Origin of the sequence: Hydrogenophaga sp. (genome assembly GCF_051007235.1) — a bacterium.
Taxonomy (GTDB): domain Bacteria; phylum Pseudomonadota; class Gammaproteobacteria; order Burkholderiales; family Burkholderiaceae_C; genus Hydrogenophaga.
This window is the reverse complement of record NZ_JBPCSJ010000238.1, coordinates 1-17,858: the sequence shown is the minus strand read 5'-3', so window position 1 is coordinate 17,858 and position 17,858 is coordinate 1. Positions and strand designations below refer to the sequence as shown.

Below are 17,858 nucleotides of genomic sequence, written 5' to 3'. Positions count from 1 at the left end.
GGTCCAGCGACGGGGTCAGCGTCTTGGCGCCTTCGTTCCACTTGGCCGGGCAAACCTGGCCGGGGTTGGCGGCGGTGTACTGGGCCGCCTTGAGCTTGCGCAGGGTTTCCTTGACGTCACGGGCGATCTCGTTGGAGTGCACTTCCATCGTCTTGATGATGCCGTCGGGGTTCACCACGAAGGTGCCGCGCAGGGCCAGGCCTTCTTCGGCGATGTGCACGCCGAAGGCGTTGGTCAGGGTGTGCGTCGGGTCGCCGACCAGGGGGAACTTAGCCTTGCCCACGGCGGGGCTGGTCTCGTGCCACACCTTGTGCGAGAAGTGGGTGTCGGTGGTGACGATGTAGACCTCGGCGCCGGCCTTCTGGAACTCGGCGTAGTTGTCGGCGGCGTCTTCGATCTCGGTCGGGCAGTTGAAGGTGAAAGCGGCCGGCATGAAGATCAGCACGGACCACTTGCCCTTGAGGGACTGCTCGGTCACTTCGATGAACTCGCCCTTGCCGGCACGGTTGACGAAAGCGGTGGTCTTGAACGGTTGGACTTGGGTGTTGATCAGGGACATGGTTTTTCCTAACAGGTTGGGATTGAGGAACCGGGAGAAGGCGATGCGTTGAACGCAACGGGGCGAATCATAGTTGAGATCTATCGTTTTTAGACATTGATAGTCACTATTCACCCTATAGCTTTTGTGCTGCAACGCAGCAGATCTCCATCAATGCTAGGCACCCGCATCGGCAGCGCCATGACCCAGGTCAACGGGTGTCGCGCCCGTTTGGGAGCAGCGAACGCACCGTACACCGCGCACCGTGACCGCAGCCGCTGTACAACCTTTCGCAACACATTGTTTACGAATTATTCGCATTTGCAATATACTGAGCACCCCAGCCAGCCACAGCGTCCATCCGTTGCAGCCAGCCGACAACCCATCGACTCACTGCCACCATGTCCCGACGCCTGACATCCCGCCGCACCCCGGTGCAAGCCCAGCCCTCGCCCGCCGCCCCCTTCGCCATGTTGCCGCTGGGCGCCATGCTGCTGGCCGGTTCCGTGAACGCCTTCGCCCAAGCGACCACGGCGAGCCCGGCCGAGACCACGCTCAAGACCGTGACGGTCAGGGAGCAGGCGGACCCCGAAGAAATCAAGGCCAAAAACACCTTCCGCGCCACCCAGACCACCATCGGCAAAGGTCAGCAGCCGTTGCGCGACATCCCTCAGAACGTCACGGTCATGACCGAAAAGCTGCTGGACGACCGCAACCTGGACAACTTCCGCGACGTGCTCAAGACCACCGCGGGTATCACCTTCCTGGCCGGCGAAACCGGTGAGGAAGACGTGCGTCTGCGAGGCTTCTCGCTGGGCCAGAGCGGCGACATCTACCGAGACGGCCAGCGCGAAGCCCAGCTGATCACCCGCGACACCTTCGCCACCGACCGTGTGGAGGTGCTCAAAGGCTCGGCGTCCATGCTGTTCGGCAAGGGCTCGACCGGCGGCGTCATCAACCAGGTGACCAAGCAGCCGTTCCTGATGGACCGCTATGAAACGGAGTTGACGGTCGGCAGCGGTGGTCACAAGCGCGTGCAGGCCGACCTGAACCAGCAGCTCAGCGACAACAGCGCAGTGCGCGTGAATGCGATGGTCCAGGACGCCGACAACTGGGGCGCCCAGGACGACCGCAAAGGTCTGGCCGCCGGCTGGCGCACCGGCATTGGCGAACGGGACGAGTTCTCGGTGGACCTGTACCACCTGAGCACCACCGAGCGCCCCAACTACAACCACCCCTGGCTGCAGACGGGCGACGCCACCACCACCCCCCGCACCATCGTGCCGGTGTTGCCGGCCAAGAACTACTACGGCCTGGCCAGCGACTACCAGAAGTCGGAACAAACCACCTTGTCGCTGGGACACAAGCACCGCTTCAGCGCTCAGGAAGAGCTGCAGACCACGGTCCGCCACGGCACCTACGAACGGGATCTCTGGGTCAGCGCCATCGGGTGGGCCAATGCCAGCCTGCAACCCGACGGGACGGCTGTTTCATTGACCAACCCGCCCACCGCCAGCACGGTGCTGGGCAGAAACTCGAAGGGTCGCTACGGGCAGAGCGACATCACACAGGTTCAAAGTGACTACAGCAACAAGTTCAAAAGTGGTGGCCTTGGGCACCACCTGACCGCGGGCGTGGACCTGACAGTCGAAGACGCGAACCGCAACAACAGCTTTGGCGGCACCGCGTCCGGCCTGACGACCACGGTGGGCACCCCCAACGATGGCGACTGGCGCGCCGACACCCGCGGCGAGCCGCCGCTCAACACCTTCGACTCCAAGAGCCTGGGCCTCTACGTGCAGGACGTGGTGTCCGTCACGTCGAGCATCAAGCTCGTCGGCGGGCTGCGTTTTGACCATTTCAAGGCCAGCTACCAGGACACCGCCGGCAACCAGGACGAGCTGTCGGAAAACCTGTGGAGCCCCCGCATCGGCGCGCTCTTCCAGCCCGACGAAGCGTCTTCCTACTACGTGTCGTTCGGACAGTCCTACAACACCTCCGCCGACACCTACCAGTTCGCGCTGGGCAACTTCGCCACCGGTGGCACCAACGCCAAGCTGGGCAACACCCCGCCGGAAAAGAGCCGCAACGTCGAGATCGGCGCCAAGTGGGACCTGTTCGACAACCGCGCGACCCTCAACGCGGCGCTGTTCCGCTCGGAGAAATACAACGAACGCAACACCGACCCGGACAGCGCCGCGACTCAGGCCCTGCTGTCGGGCAAGCGCCACGCCACCGGGGTGGAGCTGAGCGCGGCCGGCCGCATCACGCCCGACTGGGAGGTGTTCTACAACCACACCTGGATCCCCAGTGCCCGGATCGACCAGAGCAACGTGGCCCTGTCGGCCACCGGCACCGGCGCGCAGGTGCAGGGCGACCGCCCGGCTCTCACGCCCAAGCACAGCCTGAGCCTGTGGAGCACTTACCGGGTGGCGCCGCAATGGCGCATCGGCCTGGGCATGACCTACCGCGGCGAGCAGAACCCCGAGGGCGCTCGCACGGTGCTGGCGTCCGCCTTCACCGTCTGGGACGGCATGGTCGAGTACGTCGTGGACGAAAAGACCACCGTCAAATTCAACGTGAGCAACATCACCGACAAGCTCTACGCGGACGCCCTGTACCGCGGTTTCTACACGCCGGGCGCGCCACGCAAGCTGATGCTCTCGGTCAAGACCGTGTTCTGACCATGCTGCTGCAACTGCCCCAGATCCTGAGCAAAGAAGAGGTGCGCGCCATGCGCGACCAGCTGGCCGATCCCTCGCTCTGGATCGACGGGCGGACCAGCGCCGGCCCGCAGGCGGTGGCCGTCAAGCGCAACGAACAGCTGTCGCAAGACTCGCCGGTGGCCCGGGCGCTGCAGGCGCAGGTGCTGGCGGCGGTGCAGCGCCACCCCTTGTTCTTCTCGGCGGCGTTGCCGCGCCGCTGTTTCAACCCCCTGTTCAACCGGTACCGGCCGGATTTCCCGGCCTACGGCGCCCACATCGACGGCGCGGTGATGCACTCCAAACGCTCACAAGAATGGGTGCGCTCAGACGTTTCCTGCACGCTGTTCCTGAGCGAGCCCGACGAATACGAGGGTGGCGAACTGACCATCCACGACACCTACGGTACCCAGCGCGTGAAGCTGCCCGCCGGTCATGCCGTGCTCTACCCGGGCAGCAGCCTGCACGAGGTCACGCCGGTCACCCGCGGCACCCGCATCGCCTCCTTTTTCTGGATCGAGAGCATGGTGCGCAGCGACGAGCAGCGTCGCCTGCTGTACGACCTGGACATGAACCTGCTGGCCCTGCGCCAGCGCCACGGCGAGACCGCCGAAACCACCGCCCTGACCGGCACGTACCACAACCTGCTGCGCATGTGGGCCAGCACATGAGTGCTCACACGCCCACCACAACCCCCGGCAACCTGGCCGACCACGAAGCCCTGGCTGCCCGGCGCCTGGACGCGGCCACGTGGGCGTACTTCAACGGTGGAGCGGCCGATGAAACCACCCTGCGCGCGAACGTGCAGGCCTGGCAGCAGCTGAAGCTTGCCAGCCGCGTGCTGCGCCCACTGGCGGGCGGCCACACCCGCGTGCGCCTGCTCGGCCGCACCTTGACCCACCCTCTTCTGGTGGCGCCCATGGCCCACCAGCGCCTGGCCCACCCGGACGGTGAACGGGCCACCGCGCTCGCGGCTGCGGCCCTGGGGGCAGGTCTGGTGCTCAGCACCCAGGCCAGCACACCGCTGGAAGACGTGGCCCGGCTGGTGCTGAGCGACGCCGACCGCGGACCGCTGTGGTTCCAGCTCTACCTCCAGCCCGACCGCGGTTTCACGCGCGACCTGGTGCAGCGCGCCGAAGCCGCCGGCTACGAAGCACTGGTGCTCACGGTGGACGCCCCGGTCAGCGGGGTGCGCGACCGGGAGCGGCGCGCCGGCTTCGCGCTGCCGCCCGGCGTGTCGGCGGTCAACCTGCAAGGCCTGCACACACCGCCTGCCGCCGTTCTGCAACCCGGCCAGAGCGCCCTGTTCGACAACCTGCTCACCCGCGCCCCCACGTGGGCCGACATCGCCTGGCTGCGCTCCGTCACCCGCCTGCCGGTGCTGCTCAAAGGCATCACCCACCCGGCCGACGCGCGGCTGGCCATGGAACACGGCGCGGCCGGGGTCATCGTGTCCAACCACGGCGGTCGCACGCTGGACACCCTGCCCCCCACCGCCGAGCTGCTGCCCGCCGTGGTGCAGGCGGTGGACGGCGCGCTGCCCGTGCTGGTGGACGGCGGCATCCGCCGCGGCACCGACGTGCTCAAGGCCATGGCGCTGGGCGCGTCGGCGGTGCTGGTGGGCCGGCCCGTCCTGCACGGCCTGGCCAACGGTGGCGCAGAGGGCGTGGCCCATGTGCTGCGGCTGTTGCGCGACGAGCTGGAGATCGCCATGGCGCTGTGTGGCTGCCGTCAGCTGAGCGATGCAGCCTCGGTGCTGCACCAGCCCACGCGCACCTGATCAGCCATCTCATTCATTTTCGAATTTTTTCTCAAATGCGAAGGATTCGCATTTATAATTCAAGCCATGACGGACAGCCCGATCACCAACGCAGGAGGTATTCATGGTTCTTCAAACCCTGTCCACACTGGGTGGCAGCCTGGCGCTGTTGCTGGGCGCGCTCTGCTGGGTCTTTCGCAAATGACCTGAGCGTCCCGGCCTCACCGAACCCTCCCCGGCCCTCTCTACACTATGTCCTCCGCCAGTGCAGCGCTTGCGCTCCCCACACCAGGGCCCCACCCGGCCCGGACCACCCTAGCCCGCATGGACCGCCGTCTTCCCATCGTGATCGCCGTGGCCGGCCTTCATCTGCTGGGCCTGTGGGCCTTGCAGGCCGGGCTGCTGCGCCGCGCGGTCGAACTGGTGGTACCGGTGTCGGTGCTGTCCGAGGTCATCCAGCCGCCACAGCCTCAGGTGACGCCCACACCGCCACCGCCCCAAGCGCGCCCGGCCGCTGCCCCCAAAGCGGCACCGTCGCCCCCACCGTTGGCCCAGCCCGCTCCGCAGCCCGTGGCCGTTGCCACGCCCACTCCCGCGCCCCTGGCCCCTACCGGCACGACCGAACCGCAGCCACCGGCCCCGCCCGTGACGACAGTCGCCGCTGCCGAACCGGCCGCGCCGCCAGCGCCCCCCGCTCCGGCGGCGCCGGCCCGGGTGGAACTGCCGTCGAGCAGCGCCGACTACCTCAACAACCCGCCCCCGCCCTACCCGCCGCTGTCCAAGCGCCTGGGTGAGCAAGGCAAAGTCGTGGTGCGCGCCTTCATCGAAGCCAACGGCACCGCCACCCGAGCCGAAATCCGCACCTCCAGCGGCTACGAGCGCCTGGACCAGGCCGCCCTGCAAACCGTGCTTAAGTGGCGCTATGTGCCCGGCAAGCGCGCCGGTGCGGCAGAGGCGATGTGGTTCAACGTGCCCATCCACTTCATCCTCGAATAAACCGTCCCTCTTTCTCGCCTCAGGAATCCCCGCCATGGAACCCCAACTCGCCTCTTCGGGCATCGCCCACGTCTGGACCCAGGGTGACGCCGTCACCCGCACCGTGGCGCTGGCGCTGCTGCTCATGTCGCTGACCACCTGGATCATCATCCTGTGGAAAGCCCTGGACCAGCGCGCGCAACGCCGGCAGGCCAAGGCCTGCGAAAGCTTCTGGCACAGCGCCGACTTTGCCGAGGGCCTGGCCAAGCTGGGCAACGAGCCGGGCAACCCCTTCCGCGCCCTCGCCATGGAAGGGCGCGAAGCGACCCGCCACCTCCTGCACAAGGACGGGCAGGCGCGCCCTCAATTGCACGACAGCCTGGACCTGAGCGACTGGGTGGAACGCGCCCTGCGCAACAGCCTGGACGACTTCACCGCCCGCGCCCAGAGCGGCCTGACGGTGCTGGCCTCCATCGCCTCCACCGCCCCGTTCGTGGGCCTGTTCGGCACCGTCTGGGGCATCTACCATGCGCTGCTGGGCATCGGTGCGGCCGGCCAGGTCAGCATCGACCAGGTGGCCGGGCCCATCGGCGAAGCGCTGATCATGACCGCACTGGGCCTGCTGGTCGCCATCCCGGCGGTGCTGGGCTACAACGCCCTGGTGCGCGGCAACAAGGGGCTGACGCACCGCCTCAACCGCTTTGGCAACGACCTGCACGCCTACTTTGTCACCGGCGCCCGCGTCACCGTGGGCGGTGATGCCAAGGTGCTGCCGATGAAGAAGGCCTGATTTTCACGAGGACAAGACCATGGCCATCGGAACCCAGGACGACAGCGACCAGATGCTCAGCGAGATCAACATGATCCCGTTCATCGACGTCATGCTGGTGCTGCTCATCATCTTCATCATCACCGTGCCGGTGATCAAACACTCGGTCAACATCGAGCTGCCGCAGACGAGCAACCAGAGGTTGCTGGACAAGCCCGAGAACATCCGCCTGTCGGTGGCCGCCGATGGCGCCTACTTCTGGAACGACGCACGGGTTGAAGACGCTGACTTCGAACAGCGCCTGACGGCCGCAGCCGCCCAGGAACCGCAACCGGAGCTGCACATCCGCGGCGACAAGGCGGTTCGCTACGAGCGCGTGGCGCTGGCCATGGCCGCGGCCCAGCGCGCCGGCGTGCGCAAGATCGGCTTCGTCACCGAACCGACCACGCCGTGATGCCTGCCCAACCCGACACGATCCCGGAGCACCGCATGGACACCGCCACGACCAGACCGAACCAACCGGCCGCGGCCCAGACCCCTGAAGCGAACCCACCGGGTGCGCCGCACCTGCTGGACAGCCAGGACCTGCTGCGCGGCCAGAACGCCGTGGCCATCGCGCACAACGGATCGCTCTACCGCCTGCAGGCCACGCGTCAGGGCAAGCTGATCCTGACCAAGTAGTTTTTCATCGTGGGGCGACCCGGAGACCTCACCCTCTCCGAGCGTCGTTTTTGGGCCAGCCAGGGGGCTTATCGCCCCGGTAGCCAGTCACTTTTTTCCGCGATTCACAGCCCGATGGCCGCGATGCCGGCCCGCGCGATCTGCGCGTCTTCCGACGACTTCACGCCACTCACGCCCACCGCGCCGATGCACTGGCCGTCTTTCATGATGGGCACGCCACCTTCGAGCATGCCGGCCACGACCGGAGCGCTCAGGAACGCGGTGCGACCCTGGTTGATCACGTCTTCGTAGCCCTTGCTCTCCTTGCGGCCCAGCGCCGAGGTGTGGGCCTTGGCCGGGGCGATGTGGGCCGACAGCGGCGCGGCGCCGTCCATGCGCTGCAGCCACAGCAGGTGGCCCCCATCGTCGACGATGGCAATCGTCACGGCCCACTGGTTTTTCAGGGCTTCGGCTTCGGCGGCGGCGGCGATCAGCTTGATATCGGCGGCTTCGAGAACGGCTTTGGTTTTCATGAACTTCTTTCTGAAACAGGGGATCTGAACGGGCCAAGCGGCGCACACAGGGCGGTGCAACGGCACGGAGGCCGCCACCTTAACGCAGGAATTGGGTGCACGGCGGTCAGCATTGTCGCCACCCTGGTGCGGCCAAACAGCGCCGCGGTGCAGGCGCCGCCGGGCCCACCTACAATCCGCCCCAACCGCTGCAAGGCCCGTGCCGACCAGCGCTCACCACCACAGGAGAACCCCATGAACCAGCCTTTTGACACCAGCGGCCGCTTCGGCACCGCCGCCTCCGGTTCGGCCCTGCAGCGCAACAAGGTGCTGCGCAACACCTACTGGCTGCTGGCGCTGTCCATGCTGCCCACCGTGCTGGGCGCCTGGATCGGTGTGCAGACCGGCATCACGGCTGGCCTGACCGGCGGCCTGGGCCTGATCGTGTTCCTGGGCGGCGCCTTCGGCTTCATGTTCGCCATCGAGAAAACCAAAAACTCGGCCGCCGGCGTGCCAGTGCTGTTGGCCTTCACCTTCTTCATGGGCCTGATGCTCTCGCGCATGCTGGCCATGGTGCTGGGCTTCAAGAACGGCAGCGACCTGATCATGACCGCTTTCGGTGGCACCGCCGGCGTGTTCGTCGTCATGGCCAGCCTGTCGACGGTCATCAAGCGCGACCTCTCGGGCATGGGCAAGTGGCTGTTCATCGGCGCCCTGGCGCTCATGATCGGCGGCGTCATCAACGTGTTCGTGGGCAGCACGGCCATGTTCGCCACCATCGCCACCCTGGCCATCGTGATCTTCAGCGCCTACCTGCTGTACGACCTGAAGAACATCGTGGACGGCGGCGAGACCAACTACATCAGCGCCACGCTGGCGGTGTACCTCGATCTGTTCAACATCTTCCAGAGCCTGCTGGCGCTGCTGGGCATCTTTGGTGGTGAACGCGACTGAACGCAGCACGCACCCGTCTGACAAAAGGGGGCCGTTTGGCCCCCTTTTTTTGCGTCTGCAGGCAAGGGCACACACCAAGGAGGCATCAAGTTGGCGCGCCAACGGCCGAAACAAGGTTCAAACCGGACCTTCTGCCATGCGCCGCCACACCCTTCTCATCGCCCTGCTCGCCGCCGCCAGTGCCCTGCTGACCGGCTGCGATGCGCTGGGCATCGAAACCGCCGCACAAGCGGCCGAGAAGAAGGAAGCCGAGGGCAAGGCCATCGGCAGCGCCTGCCGCCACGCGGTGCGCAGCGTGGAAGACTGCTTCCGCTCCAACCCCAAGGCCGGCAAAGCTGCCGTGTTCGCCGGCTGGAAGGAAATGGACGCCTACATGCGCGAGAACGAGATCGTGGGCATGCCCTTCACGCCCACGCCACCCGCACCACCGGCAGAGGCCGGCGCCGAAGACAAGTCGCAGAACCCTGCGAGCGACAAGGGCCACGGCGAAGCCGAGGCCGACCCGAACGCCAAGAAGACCCACAAATCCTGAGGCCCGGCCCCCGGGCCGCTCAGGTCAGGCCGGATCGGCCAGCTCGAACACCGCCATGCTCTCCACGTGCGCGGTGTGCGGGATCATGTTCACCACCCCCGCCGCCGTGCAACGGTAACCCGCCTGGTGCACCAGCAGGCCGGCGTCGCGCGCCAGCGTGGCCGGGTTGCAGCTCACGTAAACGATGCGTTTGGGCGGTGTCCAATCACCGCGCAGCTCGGGCTGCTGGTGCAGGTCGGCCAGGGTCTTGGACAACGCGAAGGCGCCTTCGCGCGGCGGATCCACCAGCCACTTGTCAGCTCGGCCATCGGCCACCAGCAAACCGGGCGTCATCTCGAACAGGTTGCGCGCCACGAAGCGCGTGGGCGCCATCGGCGTGGCACGCCCGTGCTGGTTGGCCGACCAGTTCTCGCACGAACGGGCCACCAGGGTTTCGCTGCCCTCAATGCCCAGCACCTCGCCCGCCTGGGTGGCAATCGGCAGGGTGAAGTTGCCCAGACCGCAGAACCAGTCGATCACGCGCTCGTGTGGCTTTGCGCCCAGCAGGCGCAGCGCACGCGAGACCAGCACGCGGTTGATGTGCGGGTTGACCTGGGTGAAGTCGGTGGGCTTGAACGGCATGGTGATGCCGAAGTCCGGCAGGCCATAGGCCAGCAGCGGGCCACCCTCGTCGAGCAGCTTCACCGTGTCCGGCCCCTTCGCCTGCAGCCACCACTGCACGCCGTGGCGGTCACCAAAGGCGCGCAGGCGGGCCAGGTCGTCCTCGCTCAGCGGCTCCAGGTGGCGCAGCACCAGCGCGGTCACGTCGTCACCGCAGGCCAGCTCGACCTGCGGGCAGGTTTCGCGCGCGTCCATGCCGTAGAACAGCTCGCGCATCGGCATCAGCAGGGCGCTCACGTGCGGCGGCAGCACGTGGCAAACCTGCATGTCGGCCACGTAGCGGCTCTTGCGTTCGTGGAAGCCGATCAGCACCACACCTTTTTTGTGCACGAAGCGCACCGACAGGCGTGCGCGGAAGCGGTAGACCCAGCTCGGGCCCTGGATGGGGCGCAGCAGCGTCTCGGCTTTGACCTTGCCCAGGTGCCAGAGGTTGTCTTCCAGCACGCGCTGCTTGATGGCGACCTGCGAACCGGCTTCCAGGTGCTGCATCTTGCAGCCACCGCAGGCACCATCGTGCAGGCCAAAGTGCGGGCAGCCGGGGGTCACGCGCTGAGGCGACTCGCGGTGGATCTCGGTCAGCGTAGCCGCTTCCCAGTTGTTCTTCTTGCGGTTGACCTGAGCGCTGACGACTTCAAACGGCAGCGCGCCGTCGATGAACACCACATTGCCGTCGGGGCGGTGGGCGATGCCCTGGGCTTCGATGTCCAGCGATTCGATGAACAGCTGGCCGTCGGGCAGATCGGCGGAGGGGGAAACGTAGGTGGGTGGTGTGGGGCTGTCTTGGCTCATGCCCCGATTGTCTCAGGACAGGGAAGCGTCGCAGGATCTCTCACAAGCGATGCTGCACCCGCTGGGAGCAGAAAACCGCGAAGCGTGGGGACACGGTTTCAGGCCCAGGCGCGCAGGTACTCGTCCCAGTGCGGCTCGGTGGGTGCCAGCTGGCCCAGCGTGTCCTTGACGAAGGCGATTTCCTGGTCGTATTCCGCCGCGGTGAAGCCACCGCGCATCTTCTGGAAACGGCAATACACCAGGTAGGTGTTCATCACGTCCGTCTCACAGTAGCGGCGGATGTCTTCCAGCCGCCCGTCCTGGTACTGCGCGTAGACCTGCGAGCCGTCCATGCCCAGCTTGCCCGGAAAGCCACACAGCTTGGCCAGCGCGTCCAACGGCGCGTTGTTCTTGGGCGTGTACATCGCCAGCAGGTCCATCAGGTCCAGATGGCGCATGTGGTAGCGGCTGATGTAGTTGTTCCACTTGTGCTCGCGGTCGTCCTCGCCCATGTCCCAGTAGCGATTGGCCTCCACGCCGTGCCGCAGGCCTCGGTAGTGGAGCACCGGCAGGTCGAAGCCGCCGCCGTTCCAGCTCACCAGTTGCGGCTGGTGCTTTTCGATGCTGTGGAAGAAGGCCTGCACGACCTTGCCTTCGCTCTGGCCGTCGCGGTCCACGAAGGAGTGCACGCGCAGACCCTCGGCGTTGCGGAACACCACGCTGATGACCAGCACCCGTTGCAGGTGCAGCGGCATGAAGTCGCTTTGCCCCTTGGCGTGGCGCTCGGCCAGCCAGGCCTCGTGCACCTGTGCGTCGGTCCAGTCGGCCGGGTCGTCGCGCAGCAGGCGCAGGCCGGCGATGTCGGGAATCGACTCGATGTCGAAGACCAGCACCGGCCAGGCCATGGCAAACGGTCAGCGCTTGGGCAGAAAGGCGATCGGGTCCACCGGCTTGCCCTGGCGGCGCACCTCGAAGTGCAGCTTGACGCGGTCGGCGTCGCTGCTACCCATTTCAGCGATCTTCTGGCCTTGCTTGACCGCCTGGTCTTCGCGCACCAGCAGCGCCTGGTTGTGGGCGTAGGCCGTGAGGTAGGTGTTGTTGTGCTTGAGGATGATCAGGTTGCCGTAGCCGCGCAGGCCGGCACCGGCGTAAACCACGCGGCCGTCGGCCGCGGCCAGCACCGGGTCGCCCACCTTGCCGCCGATCGCCACGCCCTTGTTCTTGGCCTCGTCGAAGTTGGCGATCACCGCGCCTTGGGCCGGCCAGATGAAGTTCACCGCGTCGCCCGCCGGCACCGTGGCGGAAGCGGCCGGCGCAGGCGCCGGCGCAGGCGTGACCACCGCCGTTGCGGTGGCCGTGCCGGTGGCGACCAGAGGCCGCGAGACCACGGTGGCGCTGGCCACGGGCGCGGCGGTCACGCCTGTGGAAGCGGCCGCTGCAGCGGCGCCCACCGGCGGCGCCACGCGCAACACCTGCCCGACCTCGATCACGTTCGGATTGGCCAGGCTGTTCCAGGCCTGCACGTCGCGCCAGGTCTGGCCGCTGTCCAGGGCGATGCGGAACAGCGTGTCACCGGGTTGCACCGTGTAGTAGCCGGGCTTGCCGGCGTTCTCGGCGCCCGGCAGGGTCTTGACCTCGGCGCTGCGACCACCACCCGCGGCACCCCTGTCTTCCACCGGTGCAGGGTCCGCCAGGCGGCGACCGGCGCAGCCCGTCGCGATCAACGCCGCGGCCAGCAGCGTCAGTGCCATCGCGCCACGCCACAAGGGACGGCGATGGACCACGGGTGTGGCGGGTGCGTGGAACTGGAATGTGCTCATGAAAACTCCCATGCGGGGTGTCGGCGTCGAGGCCGGTCCCTAGAAAACAAAAAGGCACCCCTGTCAAGGGGATCCGCGTCAGGCAATCCCCGATTTTAGGGGGACGAAGTGCACCGCCTCGAGCTCGCTGCGCAGCACACCGGTGGCGGTTTTGTCGATGACCACCAGGTTCTGGCGTCCCGCGGCGTTCACCGTGGGCGCCACCAGGCGCCCCCCCACGACCAACTGGTCGACCCAGGCCTGAGGAATCACGTCGCCACCGGCCGCCGCGATGATGGCTGCGTACGGCGCGCCTTGCGCGTAGCCCACCATGCCATCGCCGAACAGGAGGTGCACGTTGGACAGCCGGAACGGGCGAAGGTTCTCACGCGCTTTCTCGTGCAGGCCACGCAGGCGCTCGATGCTGTACACCTCGCGTGACACATGGCTCAGCACCGCGGCCTGGTAGCCACAGCCGGTACCGATCTCCAGCACACGCCCAAGCTTCTGGGTGCGCCCCTGGCACAGCAGTTCGATCATGCGCGCCACCACATTGGGCTTGGAAATCTTCTGCCCCAGCCCGATGGGCAGGCTGGTGTCTTCGTACGCCTGGTTGACCAGCGCCGAATCAACAAAGCGGTGGCGCTCCACCGCATTCATGGCCGCCAGCACCGCCGGATGCGACACGCCCTGGGCCTGCAGCTTGCGCACCATGGCCGCGCGCACCGCCTGCGAATCCATGCCCAGGCCAGTGGTGGTCGGCGCTGCACGGGTCGCCAGCGCAGGCTTGCCCACCGGTGCGCCCGGGCGCGCGGCGGCGGGTGCGGTCGGCGTGTCCAGCCGCGCAGGAAAGCCTGGGCGCGGGCGCGCCGCGGGCGGATTGCCCGAAGGCAGGCCATGAGGCAGCCGCTTCATGCCCGCCCTTTGGGCTGCGACAGCAACGCCGCCAACGGCGCCCAGTACGGCAGGCGCTGGTGGTCGGTCAGGTCCACCTGCAGCGGCGTGATGCTGACATACCCCTGCGCGGTGGCGTGAAAGTCCGTGCCCTCGGTATCGTCCTTCGCCGGGCCGGCGCTGCCGATCCAGTACATGGTCTCGCCGCGCGGGCTGGTCTGCGTGATCACCTGCTCGGCCGCATGCCGGCGACCCAGGCGCGCCACCTTGAAGCCGTGCACGTCGGCCGCTGGCCGGTTGGGCACGTTCACATTGAGCAGCCAGGGTTCGCCGCGCTGCGCTGCATCGGGCAACGAAGGCATCAGCTGTTTGACCAGTTCGGCCGCCTTCTGCGCAGCGGTGTCCAGGTGCGCCCAGCCCTTCTCGGTCTGGGAAAAAGCAATGGCTGGGATGCCAAACAGGTAGCCCTCCATCGCAGCGCCCACAGTGCCCGAATAGATGGTGTCGTCGCCCATGTTGGCGCCGTTGTTGATGCCCGAAACCACCAGATCGGGCCTGTAGCCCAACAGTCCGGTCAGCGCGATGTGCACGCAGTCGGCCGGCGTGCCGTTGACGTAACGGAAGCCGTTGGACGCCGTGTGCACGTACAGCGGCGAATGCAGCGTCAGCGCATTGCTCTTGGCGCTGTTGTTGTGTTCGGGTGCCACCACCTCCACATCGGCCAGATCCTTGAGGGCTTCGTACAGGGCCACGATACCCGGCGCCTGGTAGCCATCGTCGTTGGAGATGAGGATTTTCATGCCGCGATTTTAGGTGGAAGGCCTCAGGGCCAGCCGCCGTCCACCGGGGTCCCGACCGCGACAGAAACGCACACACAGCGCTGGGCCTCCAGCGGGTCGGCTGCCTATCATCGCGCCAACCCGAACCAACAAGGAGACATCCCGATGCAAGCCTGGCTGTGCGAAAACCCTGTGGGCGTGGAAGCCCTGACCTGGAAAGAACTGCCCACGCCGCAGCCCAAAGCCGGCGAGGTGCTGATCCGGATCGAGGCGGCCAGCCTGAATTTCCCCGATCTGCTGATCGTGCAGAACAAGTACCAGATGAAGCCGCCCCTGCCCTTTGTGCCAGGGTCGGAGTACGCCGGCGTGGTCGAGGCGGTGGGCGACGGCGTGCAGCACCTGCAGGTGGGCCAGAGCGTGGCCTGCCTGAGCGGCACGGGCGGTTTCGGCACCCACACACTGGCACCGGCCGCGTTGTGCATGCCACTGCCATCGAGATTCCCGCCGGTCGACGCGGCGGCCTTCATCATGATCTACGCGACCTCGCAACACGCGCTGGTGGACCGCGCGCAACTCAAAGCAGGCGAAACCGTGCTGGTGCTGGGCGCCGCGGGTGGCGTGGGCACGGCCGCCATTCAGCTGGCCAAGGCCGCTGGCGCGCGCGTGATCGCCGCCGCGTCCAGCGATGAAAAATGTGCGCTGTGCAAGCAGCTGGGGGCCGACGACACCATCAACTACAGCGTGCACACACCGCAAACCACGCTGCGCGACGAGATCAAGCGGCTGACCGGAGGCAAAGGACCCGACGTGATCTACGACCCCGTCGGCGGCGACTTTGCGGAGCCTGCGTTCCGCTCCATCGCCTGGCGCGGACGTTACCTGGTGGTGGGCTTTGCCAGTGGCCCCATCCCCAACCTGCCGCTGAACCTGGCCCTGCTCAAAGGTGCCAGCATCGTGGGCGTGTTCTGGGGCGATTTCGCCAAGCGCGAACCGCAGGCCAACGCGCAGATGATGCAGACCCTGGCCACGATGTACATGAAGGGTCAGATCAAACCCGTGATCGACCAGACCCTGCCCATGAGCGAACTGCCCAAGGCCTACGCGATCATGGGATCACGCTCGGTCAAGGGCAAGCTGGTGCTGGTGAACTGAGCGGCTCGGTCACTCTTCAAACGCCCAAGAAAAAACCCGCGCCTCTTGCGAAGCGCGGGTTTTGTATGTTTTGGGGTGGCTGATGGGGAGCCATCAAGTCAACGCAAAACCCTTATAAATCAATAACTTACGAAACTTGTTACACAGCCAGAATATACAAATTGTGTAACACTCCCAATTTTAAGAATTTCATTATGCAGCATACATCGGACATTAATCAAGCGATCTCCGAAAAAACAGTAAGCGTTACCTGCTCCACCACACACAGAATCCCAACGCACACAACTTGGCGAGGACAAAAATCCGACCAATACGCCACACAAAAGCGCACCATCGGCCCGGCCACACTGCGCGATACAGCCGCAGTACATGCGCTGGAACTGCCACGCCAGCCCCGAGGCATGAGGAGACCCTCGTCCAGCCTGACGAACGCCGGATCAGCGCAGGACGGTGATAGTTGCTGGCTCGAAGTGCGGCCGCTCCTGGTCAACACCGACAAAACCGCCCAGCCAGACCGGAGTTGGTACACGGGAAAGTATCAAACGCCGTGGGTCGAGACCCCATAAGCACCACAAACTGGCTCGGGCACGTCCCCCATGTGATGTGGGTGCCAGCGCTTTGGGGTCGCGAGGCATCAGGGCCAAAAGCGTCATGGTGCACGGTGCTGGACCCACTGAAACGGCCCGCCATCGAAACGGAGCATTGGGCACCAACGCTGCAGCAACGGCAAAACAGTGAGTCTCCGCTCGCCCGCGGTCAACGAAGAATGAGCGTCGCCCCAAATCGGGTACGCAACAGCTAGTCAGCGATACAGGTCCTGACCAGCGGCGACTGCCCATCGTCGTCGACCGGGAAAAAACCTTCCATGCCGTGCACGTAAAGGGACGAGTAGGTCGAAAAGGCCATGCTCCATTGAGCAAAGCGCCTCACCGAAATCTCATGCCGGGCCAACAACTCAATGTCATGGTGCCGCGGATCTGTGCTCACAGCGCTCCAGAGAAGGTCGATGCTTTCTCTCGGACCTTCGATGCACTGTGTAAAGCACCCATTGAAATAGAGAAGGTGACCCGTCACAAGAAGCTTCTCATTGCGAAGCCTGGCCTCGGTCAGCAGCTTGAAAAGGTGAAGCGAACCGAAGTCATGGCTGGCACGGGATCGATAGAGAAGGCGCTCGAGCATTGATGAAGAACGAGAGAAAACGCTGTAGGGCACCGACTGCCGGATGAGCACCGAACCGTTTGCTTCCAACCAGAAGAGCGAAGACTCCAGCTAGAGGGGGTCAAGGGAGACAGGTTGGCGACGCTGCCCCGGAAAACATAGAAGTTTTCCAGCAACCAACAACATCACCATCAGATCCTAGACAAACAACTTGACTGACAGCTTTCAGATTAAATCATACATCAAACTGACCGCATGCATAGTTTTTAACTATACGCATCCAGCATTGGGCTTGATGAGAACGAAGCTGAGAACGTGGGAACCCCATCCTGGGCGCCATGACTGCAACGGTGATGGTCCTCGGTACCAATCGTGCGCCAAGCGTACAGACAGGTCCGCCCAGCCCATCCAAACCGTCAGTCCCCCTTTGGTGACTCACGAAACGCTTGAACAAATACGAAGCGCCGAGCGCCCTTTTACTGAAACGCCGCAGGGCCGATGGCGAAGATCCAGTGGCAGGCAATCGGCTTGGACCTGAGCCTCAAGCACCTGTTTTCCGGTCCCGACGGAGAGCAGGTCGAAGCTCACAAGTTCTGCCGTGACCTGGAGCCGGCGCTGGCCGCGACCCAGCTCGCGAGCCACAAGACACGCATCAAGGCGATCCACGCCAAGCTGGCAAACCGCAGGAAGGCCCACCTGCACAAACGCTCGACCGAGCTGGTTCGCAAGAACCAGGCGGTCTTCGTTGGTAACGTCGATGCGAGCGCGCTCGCCCAGACTGGTATGCCCAAATCCGTGCTGGACTCAGGGTGGGGCTCGCTCAGGACCATGCTGCATCACCAGTGCGATGACGCAAGCGTGTGGTTCAAGCAGACCGACGAGCGCTACTCCACCCAGGACTGCAGCACCTGCGGAGCTCGGGCTGGCACCGCCGGTCGTTAGGAGCTGGCCGTTCGCCGCTGGTGGTACCCGTGCTGCGGCACCCAGCACGACCGCGACGTCAACACAGCAGTCAACATCCGCAACCGCGGGCCAGCCTGACTAGGACTGCAACTCTCCATCCCAGCGGGAGGCGAGAGCAGATGAAGCTGAGATGAATGATACGGCGTCAGCCGCCGGGGCCGGATGAGGCCTTCAAGACGTCGGGATCCCCGTCTGCGGGGGATGTCAAACATTTGTTCGAGCCGTATCACTGCTTGTTGGGGCAGGAAGCAGATATACATCATTATATAAAATTAATGATGCAT

General features: G+C 65.6%; 18 protein-coding genes and 1 pseudogene. 11 read left to right on the top strand and 8 right to left on the bottom strand.

Features of this window, described 5'->3' with window-relative positions:
* Nucleotides 1-559: alkyl hydroperoxide reductase subunit C (gene ahpC / locus ACR2JA_RS08670; RefSeq protein ID WP_434008691.1), on the bottom strand; the 559-nt coding region annotated here is incomplete at its 3' end.
* Between the two features lie 380 nt (nt 560-939).
* Here ahpC and ACR2JA_RS08665 point away from each other — a divergent pair.
* The 7 genes from ACR2JA_RS08665 to ACR2JA_RS08635 all read left to right on the top strand — a co-directional run bounded on the left by ACR2JA_RS08665 (nt 940) and on the right by ACR2JA_RS08635 (nt 7,424).
* Nucleotides 940-3,222: a TonB-dependent receptor gene (locus ACR2JA_RS08665; protein ID WP_434008690.1), complete on the top strand. Its 2,283-nt coding sequence runs from the start codon at nt 940-942 to the stop codon at nt 3,220-3,222.
* A 2-nt stretch (nt 3,223-3,224) separates the two neighbouring features.
* Nucleotides 3,225-3,911 (top strand): Fe2+-dependent dioxygenase, encoded by a 687-nt coding sequence (locus tag ACR2JA_RS08660; protein ID WP_434008689.1) that lies wholly within the window; start codon nt 3,225-3,227, stop codon nt 3,909-3,911.
* Nucleotides 3,908-5,020, top strand: a complete 1,113-nt coding sequence (locus tag ACR2JA_RS08655; RefSeq protein ID WP_434008688.1) for an alpha-hydroxy acid oxidase — start codon at nt 3,908-3,910, stop codon at nt 5,018-5,020. Before ACR2JA_RS08660 ends, ACR2JA_RS08655 begins: the two co-directional genes overlap by 4 nt.
* A gap of 303 nt (nt 5,021-5,323) precedes the next feature.
* The gene (locus ACR2JA_RS08650) at nt 5,324-5,995 is read left to right on the top strand and encodes an energy transducer TonB (protein WP_434008687.1); all 672 of its coding nucleotides are present in this window, start codon (nt 5,324-5,326) and stop codon (nt 5,993-5,995) included.
* Nucleotides 5,996-6,029: 34 nt separating this feature from the next.
* Nucleotides 6,030-6,764, top strand: a complete 735-nt coding sequence (locus ACR2JA_RS08645) for a MotA/TolQ/ExbB proton channel family protein (protein WP_434008686.1) — start codon at nt 6,030-6,032, stop codon at nt 6,762-6,764.
* 19 nt (nt 6,765-6,783) lie between these two features.
* Nucleotides 6,784-7,197 carry an ExbD/TolR family protein gene (locus ACR2JA_RS08640; protein WP_434008685.1) on the top strand — a complete coding sequence of 138 codons (414 nt, stop codon included), beginning with the start codon at nt 6,784-6,786 and terminating at the stop codon, nt 7,195-7,197.
* A complete protein-coding gene (locus ACR2JA_RS08635) occupies nt 7,197-7,424 on the top strand; it encodes a hemin uptake protein HemP (RefSeq protein WP_434008684.1) in 228 nt (75 codons plus the stop codon). The genes ACR2JA_RS08640 and ACR2JA_RS08635 overlap by 1 nt, the downstream gene beginning before the upstream one ends.
* 104 nt (nt 7,425-7,528) lie before the next feature.
* Here the strand turns inward: ACR2JA_RS08635 and ACR2JA_RS08630 are convergent, their stop codons facing one another.
* Nucleotides 7,529-7,936, bottom strand: coding sequence for a GlcG/HbpS family heme-binding protein (locus tag ACR2JA_RS08630; protein ID WP_434008683.1), 408 nt, complete (start codon nt 7,934-7,936; stop codon nt 7,529-7,531).
* A 234-nt stretch (nt 7,937-8,170) separates the two neighbouring features.
* Between ACR2JA_RS08630 and ACR2JA_RS08625 the strand changes: the two genes are divergently transcribed.
* Nucleotides 8,171-8,869, top strand: a complete 699-nt coding sequence (locus ACR2JA_RS08625; RefSeq protein WP_434008682.1) for a Bax inhibitor-1/YccA family protein — start codon at nt 8,171-8,173, stop codon at nt 8,867-8,869.
* A gap of 136 nt (nt 8,870-9,005) precedes the next feature.
* Entirely contained in the window at nt 9,006-9,401 is a 396-nt protein-coding gene (locus ACR2JA_RS08620; RefSeq protein ID WP_434008681.1) for a hypothetical protein, read from the top strand.
* Between the two features lie 24 nt (nt 9,402-9,425).
* On the opposite strand, the gene rlmD is transcribed toward ACR2JA_RS08620, so the two are convergent.
* The 5 genes from rlmD to surE form a co-directional block, all read right to left on the bottom strand.
* Nucleotides 9,426-10,850 (bottom strand): 23S rRNA (uracil(1939)-C(5))-methyltransferase RlmD, encoded by a 1,425-nt coding sequence (rlmD, locus tag ACR2JA_RS08615; RefSeq protein ID WP_434008680.1) that lies wholly within the window; start codon nt 10,848-10,850, stop codon nt 9,426-9,428.
* A gap of 98 nt (nt 10,851-10,948) precedes the next feature.
* Nucleotides 10,949-11,734 carry a 3'-5' exonuclease gene (locus tag ACR2JA_RS08610; protein ID WP_434008679.1) on the bottom strand — a complete coding sequence of 262 codons (786 nt, stop codon included), beginning with the start codon at nt 11,732-11,734 and terminating at the stop codon, nt 10,949-10,951.
* A gap of 9 nt (nt 11,735-11,743) precedes the next feature.
* The gene (locus tag ACR2JA_RS08605; RefSeq protein ID WP_434008692.1) at nt 11,744-12,580 is read right to left on the bottom strand and encodes a peptidoglycan DD-metalloendopeptidase family protein; all 837 of its coding nucleotides are present in this window, start codon (nt 12,578-12,580) and stop codon (nt 11,744-11,746) included.
* A 147-nt stretch (nt 12,581-12,727) separates the two neighbouring features.
* A complete protein-coding gene (locus ACR2JA_RS08600) occupies nt 12,728-13,543 on the bottom strand; it encodes a protein-L-isoaspartate(D-aspartate) O-methyltransferase (protein WP_434008678.1) in 816 nt (271 codons plus the stop codon).
* On the bottom strand, nt 13,540-14,322 hold the full coding sequence (gene surE / locus ACR2JA_RS08595) for a 5'/3'-nucleotidase SurE (RefSeq protein WP_434008677.1): 783 nt from the start codon (nt 14,320-14,322) through the stop codon (nt 13,540-13,542). Before surE ends, ACR2JA_RS08600 begins: the two co-directional genes overlap by 4 nt.
* 144 nt (nt 14,323-14,466) lie before the next feature.
* Between surE and ACR2JA_RS08590 the strand changes: the two genes are divergently transcribed.
* Nucleotides 14,467-15,453 carry an NADPH:quinone oxidoreductase family protein gene (locus ACR2JA_RS08590; RefSeq protein WP_434008676.1) on the top strand — a complete coding sequence of 329 codons (987 nt, stop codon included), beginning with the start codon at nt 14,467-14,469 and terminating at the stop codon, nt 15,451-15,453.
* A 798-nt stretch (nt 15,454-16,251) separates the two neighbouring features.
* Here ACR2JA_RS08590 and ACR2JA_RS08585 read toward each other — a convergent pair.
* Nucleotides 16,252-16,632, bottom strand: coding sequence for a BLUF domain-containing protein (locus tag ACR2JA_RS08585; RefSeq protein WP_434008675.1), 381 nt, complete (start codon nt 16,630-16,632; stop codon nt 16,252-16,254).
* A 477-nt stretch (nt 16,633-17,109) separates the two neighbouring features.
* Here ACR2JA_RS08585 and ACR2JA_RS08580 point away from each other — a divergent pair.
* A pseudogene (locus ACR2JA_RS08580) lies at nt 17,110-17,652 on the top strand (RNA-guided endonuclease InsQ/TnpB family protein).
* Nucleotides 17,653-17,858 lie beyond the last annotated feature (206 nt).